Source organism: Carboxydocella sp. ULO1, from assembly GCF_002049255.1.
Classification (GTDB): domain Bacteria; phylum Bacillota.
Genome location: NZ_BDLQ01000163.1, coordinates 1 through 297 on the forward strand (window position 1 = coordinate 1; position 297 = coordinate 297).

1 protein-coding gene is annotated in these 297 nt (G+C 53.9%); it reads right to left on the reverse strand.

Going from position 1 to position 297, the window contains the following annotated elements:
• The coding region (locus tag ULO1_RS14325) for an MBL fold metallo-hydrolase (protein WP_143325477.1) at positions 1 to 297 on the reverse strand (297 nt) is incomplete at both ends.

Genomic DNA, 297 nt, shown 5'->3' on the forward strand with positions numbered 1-297 from the left:
GTATGCAGAACTTTCAACTCAATTTCCCCCAGGCGAAGGATATCCCCCTCTGCCAGGGTCCGGTCGGCTGGTTTGAGGGCCAGATTAAACCCCATCAGCAAGGATAGATTCCCGCGGCTGCTGGTCAGCATTTCCGCATCCAGGCTGTGGATTAGCACCTCGGCTCCTGTAGCTTCCCTTAACTGGTCATTGCCAGCCACATGGTCGTAATGCCCATGGGTATTAACGATATATTTCAGCTTCAACCCCTGTTTGTTCAGTTCCTGCAGAATCCGGGGGACATCCCCACCTGGATCC